The organism is Nonomuraea rhizosphaerae (assembly GCF_019396405.1).
GTDB classification, from domain to species: Bacteria; Actinomycetota; Actinomycetes; order Streptosporangiales; family Streptosporangiaceae; genus Nonomuraea; species Nonomuraea rhizosphaerae.
The window spans coordinates 1-5,452 of the sequence record NZ_JAHKRL010000485.1; the positions used below are offsets into that span (position 1 = coordinate 1).

The 5,452-nt window shown below is 72.1% G+C and carries 6 protein-coding genes; 3 read left to right on the forward strand and 3 right to left on the reverse strand.

All coding sequences use genetic code 11. The features are described from left to right. The 3 genes from KME77_RS25235 to pgeF all read right to left on the reverse strand — a co-directional run. Nucleotides 1-201: winged helix-turn-helix transcriptional regulator (locus KME77_RS25235; protein ID WP_372451225.1), on the reverse strand; the 201-nt coding region annotated here is incomplete at its 3' end. A 55-nt stretch (nt 202-256) separates the two neighbouring features. Further along, nucleotides 257-883, reverse strand: a complete 627-nt coding sequence (locus KME77_RS25240; protein WP_219471428.1) for an FMN-dependent NADH-azoreductase — start codon at nt 881-883, stop codon at nt 257-259. A 241-nt stretch (nt 884-1,124) separates the two neighbouring features. Then, nucleotides 1,125-1,832, reverse strand: coding sequence for a peptidoglycan editing factor PgeF (gene pgeF / locus KME77_RS25245; protein WP_219471429.1), 708 nt, complete (start codon nt 1,830-1,832; stop codon nt 1,125-1,127). 166 nt (nt 1,833-1,998) lie between these two features. Here pgeF and KME77_RS25250 point away from each other — a divergent pair, with 166 nt between their 5' ends. From KME77_RS25250 to KME77_RS25260, 3 genes are read left to right on the forward strand one after another with little or no spacing between them, the layout of a single operon-like run. After that, on the forward strand, nt 1,999-2,934 hold the full coding sequence (locus tag KME77_RS25250) for a hypothetical protein (protein ID WP_219471430.1): 936 nt from the start codon (nt 1,999-2,001) through the stop codon (nt 2,932-2,934). A gap of 59 nt (nt 2,935-2,993) precedes the next feature. After that, entirely contained in the window at nt 2,994-4,433 is a 1,440-nt protein-coding gene (locus tag KME77_RS25255; protein WP_308250892.1) for an aldehyde dehydrogenase family protein, read from the forward strand. Nucleotides 4,434-4,451: 18 nt separating this feature from the next. Beyond that, on the forward strand, nt 4,452-5,330 hold the full coding sequence (locus KME77_RS25260) for a tetratricopeptide repeat protein (protein WP_219471432.1): 879 nt from the start codon (nt 4,452-4,454) through the stop codon (nt 5,328-5,330). The last annotated feature ends 122 nt before the right edge of the window (nt 5,331-5,452 follow it).

Here is a 5,452-nt window from a genome sequence, read left to right on the forward strand (position 1 = left end):
GACGGGGGCGCCCTCGCGGACGAGCCCGGCGGCGGTGAGCTCGGCGGTCAGGTCCATGATGGTGCTGCGGTTGAGGCCCATCCGGCGGCTGAGCGCGGCCCGTGACACGGCCCCGTCCTTGTGGACACGCCGCAGCACCTCGCTCAGGTTGCGCTGCCGCACCTGCTCCTGCGTCCGCGCGCCCGCCACCGATCCTGTCACCCCCGCCAGCCTAGGCCAGGTGTGCGGGACCTTCCGAACCCCTCCGCCGGGGCCGTCAGAAGCCTTTGGCGACCTCGCGGGCGTGCGCCTCCGCCTGGCGGCGGGCCTCGTCCCGGTCGCCGGTGAGGGTGGGGTGGAAGCGGATCTCGCTGATGTCCGTCAGCCCGGTCCAGCGCAGCCAGTCGCCGAAGTAGGTGGACTGGAAGTCGTTGCCGAACGCCGGGCCGAGCCCGGGCCCCCACACCGCGCTGGTGTAGACGACGGCGACCCGCGTGCCGTTGCCCGCCAGCAGCGGCCGGTACCCCGTCTCCGGGTCGACGCCGAAGATCCAGCCCGGCTGGCTGACCACGTCGATGAGCTGCTTGAGCACGTACGGCACGGACCCGTTCCACATCGGCACGCTGAACAGCAGCCGGTCGGCGGAGACGAACCGCTCGAACGTGCGCCGGGCGGCCGCCCACGCCTCCGCCTCCGCGCCCTGGGGCTCGCCGCCGCCGAAGACGGTCATCTTGGCCTTCGCGCCGATGGCGAAGCCGGGCAGGGAACCGTCCCAGAGGTCCCAATGATCGATCCCGGCGTCGGCGTGGGAGTCCTGGTAGGTCTCGGTGAACGCGCCGGCGATGCGCAACGACTCCGACGCCTGCTCACGCGGCGAGGCGGAGATGTGCAGCAGTTTTGACATGGCCTTCTCCTCTATTAGCGGACCGCAGTCCGTTTACAGCCGCCAATATGCGGACCACGGTCCGCTTTCGTCAACGGGTTGTGGTGTCGCATTCGGAGAAGGGCATGGAACCGCCTCAGGACCGAGCGCGATGCATGGGAGCACGCCGCCCGAGCGAGGCGATCCCGGCCGGAGCGGTCAACCCCGCAGGGGTCGCCGGACATCCGGCCGATGACCTGCCGACGTGCTCTCGGAACGCGTCCTAGGCGAGCCAGATGAGGCCGGCGAAGCGGCCGCCCGGCTGCTCGCGGCGGTGGGAGTACAGCTCCTGCGACTCGATCGTGCACCGGTCGTCGTGCCGGACGTCGGCGACCCCCGCCGTGCGCAGCTGCGCCTCGATCCCCGCCCGCAGGTCGAGCGACGCCGTGCCCCAGGAGGTGTCCGACCACGTCTGCGGCACCCGGGAGGCGACCTGTTCGCGCAGGTCGGCGGGCACCTCGTAGCAGCGGCCGCACGCGCCGGGCCCGATCAGCGCCACCATCCGCTCAGGGGAGGCGCCCTTGGCCGTCATGGCCGCCACCAGCGCGGCGGCGATGCCCAGCTCCGTGCCCGGCCGTCCGGAGTGCGCGGCGCCGACCATCCGCGCGACCGGGTCGCCGACCAGCACCGCCGGGCAGTCGGCGCCCAGCGAGGCCAGCGCCAGCCGCGGCTCCGTGGTGAACACCCCGTCGAGCGGCGGCGCGTCGTCCGCGAACGGCTCGCTGACGTAGGCGACGTCGGCGCCGTGGACCTGCCGCATGAACACGATTCCCCGCACGCCCAGCTCGGCGGCGACGCCCGTCCTGTTGGCCCGCACCGCTTCGGGCGCGTCCCCGACGAGGCCGCCCAGGTTGCGGGAGCCGTACGGCGGGGCGCTCACGCCCCCGTGGCGATCGGTGACGGCGACGTGCACTCCGGGGGCCAGCTCCATGACCCGATCCTAGGCCCGCCCAGGAGACTCGCCGCCCCTGCCGACATACGCTCGATCGACAGGCCACCACGAGATCGACCGGCCATGATCGACCGGCCGTCATCGACAGGCCGACGCGAGATCGACCGATCGTGATCGACAGACCAGCACGAGGGAGGCTGACCCGGTGACGACCCTTGCCGATCTGCACGCTCTGATGGCCCGCCTCGGCCACCCGGTCCTGGCCGGCGCCGTCCCGTCCCCCGCCCGGTTCGCGGACGGCACGCCGTACCGGTTCGAGATCCCCAGCGTGGAGGGGCCGGAGGTGCTGGAGGCCGTCGTCGCCGAGGCGGACCGCCTGGACGTGCCCGTGCGGCGCGTCTCCCAGGGCAGCGGCGTGATGATGCTGTCGGACGCCGAGATCGTCACGATGGCGCGGATGGGCGCCGAGCGCGGCATCGAGGTCAACCTGTTCCTCGGCCCGCGCGCGGCCTGGGACACCGGCGGCCAGGCCAAGGTGACCCAGGCGGTCGGTGCCGCCGCCAGGGGCAACACGATGGTCGCCGCCTGCGTAGCCGACGCGTCGCGGGCCTGTGAGCTGGGCATCCGCAGCCTGCTCGTCGGCGACCTCGGCACGCTGGAGGTGCTGGGCACGCTGCGGGCGGACGGCACGCTGCCGTCCTCGCTGGTGCTGAAGACGTCCGTGCTGCTGCCGCTCACGAACGGCCCCACCGCCGCGATCCTGGAGCGGCTCGGCGCGAGCACGCTGAACGTCGGCACCGACCTGACCGTCCCGCACCTGGCCGAGATCCGCGCCGCCACAGGTCTGCCGATCGACCTGTATCTGGAGGTGCCCGATGACCAGGGCGGGTTCGTCCGGTTCTACGAGGTGGCCGAGATCGTCCGGGCGGTGGCGCCGGTCTACCTCAAGATGGGGCTGCGCAACGCGCCGAACATCTACCCGTCCGGCGGGCATCTCGGCGCCGTGCCCCGGGAGCTGGGCCGCGAGCGGGTACGCCGCGCGGCGCTGGTCCAGCGGCTGCTGGAGGAGCTCGACCCCGAACTCGCCAAGAGCGCGGCAACGGACCGGCGGCCACGGGACCTGGGCGTGCCGGAGGTCTGACGGCCCCGGGGGAACGGCGGCCTGGCTCGTACGAGACAAGCAAGCATATGCTTGGCAGCGTGTCTGACTACCGCAACCTGATCGGCGGCGCCCTCGTCCCCGCCGCCGACGGCAGAACCATGGAGTCCGTCAACCCGGCCACCGGCGAGCCGTGGGCCCGCATCCCCGCGAGCGGCCCGCAGGACGCCGAGGCGGCCGTGGCCGCGGCGCGGGCGGCCTTCCCGCGCTGGTCGGCGATGCCCGCGCTCGGCAGGGCGCACTTCCTGCGCAAGGTGTCGGAGGTGTTCGCCGAGCACGCCGAGGAGCTGGCCAGGCTGGAGACCCGGGACAACGGCCGGATCCTGCGCGACACGCTCAAGAAGGATCTGCCTGGCATGGCGTACCTGTGGCAGCTCGCCGCCGGCCAGTGCCTGGAGGCGGTCAAGGGCGACACCGTCATCCTGGGGCCGGACGCCCTGGGCATGACACGCCGCGAGCCGTACGGCGTGGCGGTCTGCATCATCCCGTGGAACTCCCCGATCTCGACGTTCTCCGCGAAGGCGGCCTTCGCCCTCGCGGCCGGCAACACGGTCATCGTCAAGCCCGCCGAGCAGGCCAGCGCGTCGACGCTGCGGCTGGGCGAGCTGCTCGCGGAGATCTTCCCGCCCGGGGTGCTGAACATCGTCAGCGGGCTGGGCGAGGAGGTCGGGGACGCCCTCGTACGGCACCGCGGGGTCGGCAAGATCAGCCTGACCGGTTCGACGGCGACCGCGCAGATCATCACGCGGGCCTCGGCGGACGCGCTCAAGCCGATGACGTTCGAGCTGGGCGGCAAGTCGCCGAACATCGTCTTCCCGGACGCCGACCTCGACGCGGCCGCCCAGGGCATCACCGTGAACTCGATCTACACCGGCAACGCCGGGCAGGTCTGCGTGGCGGGCTCGCGGATCCTGATCCACCGCTCGATCTGGGACGACGTGCTAGACCGCGTCCGGCGGATCGCGGAGAGCCTGATCCTGGACGACCCGCTCGACCTGACCACCACGATGGGGCCGATCGTGTCGGCCGGCCAGTACGAGCGCGTCACGTCGTACCTCGAACTGGCCGAGAAGGAGGGCGCCGAGCTGGTGTTCGGCGGGCGGGCGGGCGCCGAGGTGGTGCCGGGCCTGCCCGGCGGCTACTGGGTCTCCCCCACCCTCTACACCACGGAGGACAACCGGCTGCGCGTGTGCCAGGAGGAGATCTTCGGGCCGGTGGCGGTGGCGATCCCGTTCGACACGGACGAGGAGGCGCTGGCGATCTCCAACGACTCGGCGTACGGACTGGCCGCCGGTCTGTGGACACGCGACCTCGGGCGGGCGCACCGGTTCGTCCGTGATCTGCAGAGCGGGACGGTGTGGGTGAACACGTTCCGGCAGATGCCTCCCGGGCTGCCGTTCGGGGGCGTGAAGGACAGCGGGTACGGGCACGACTCAGTCCTTGAGTACACCAGGGAAAAGGCGGCCATTATCCAGATTTAGTTAGATAGATTTCCGGTCATGAGCGAGGGGATCAACGACAAACCGGAGCTGTCCGAGGCCGCCGCGCAGTCGCGGGCCTCGGTGCTGCGCAGCCGCGCCGAGTCGTACATAGCACTGTCGAGACACGACGCCGCCATCGCCGATCTCACGGAGTCGATCGCGCTGGTGCCGGACAACGCCCGAGCCTGGCGGCTGCGGGGCGAGAGCCATCGCATCATCGAGCGCTACGAGGCGGCCTTGTCGGACTTCGACGAGGCGTTGCGCCTCGAACCGGACAGCGGGTACGCCCTCGGCTCGCGCGGACAGGCGTACGCCGCGATGGGCCGCCTGGAGGAGGCCATGGCGGACTTCGAGCACGCGCTCACCCTCTCGCCGGAGTCCCTGTGGATCCTGGAGGCGCGCGCGGACGCCCTGGCCGACCTCGACCGGCTGGACGAGGCGCTGGAGGAGCACGCCAAGATCATCGCGATCAACGAGGAGCTGGCCTACTCCTGGCTGGCCCGGGGCGACCTGTACCAGCGGATGCACCTGTACGCCGAGGCCATCGACGACTACGGCCGGGCGCTGGAGGTGGATCCGGAGTACGTGCGCGCCTTCAGCAGGCGCGGGGAGGCGTACCGGATGATCGACCGTTACGACGAGGCGCTGTCGGACCTGAACCGGGCCATCGACCTCGACCCGGACAACGACCGCGCGCTGGGCAGCCGCGGGGCGGTGTTCAGCGAGATCGGCGACAACGAGGCGGCGCTGAAGGACCTCAACCGGGCGCTGGAGCTGGACGAAGGGTACGTCTGGGCCTACCGGGTGCGGGGTGAGGTGCTGCAGGAGATGGAGCGGCACGAGGAGGCGGTGGCCGACTTCACCCGGGCGCTGGACCTGGAGTTCGGCGACTCCTGACGGCGACCGGCCGGCGGACGGCCGTGGACGGCTTTCCGGCGGACGGCCGTGCGCGGCTTTCCCACCGACGGCGGCCGGAGCGGCGAGGGGCCCGGAGTCACCCTCGCCGCCCCGGACGCCCG

Excerpts from the sequence above, each read along its gene's own strand:
- KME77_RS25260 (WP_219471432.1), top strand. The coding sequence starts at position 4,452 with ATGAGCGAGGGGATCAACGACAAACCGGAGCTGTCCGAGGCCGCCGCG.
- KME77_RS25240 (WP_219471428.1), bottom strand. The coding sequence starts at position 883 with ATGTCAAAACTGCTGCACATCTCCGCCTCGCCGCGTGAGCAGGCGTCG.
- pgeF (WP_219471429.1), bottom strand. The coding sequence starts at position 1,832 with ATGGAGCTGGCCCCCGGAGTGCACGTCGCCGTCACCGATCGCCACGGG.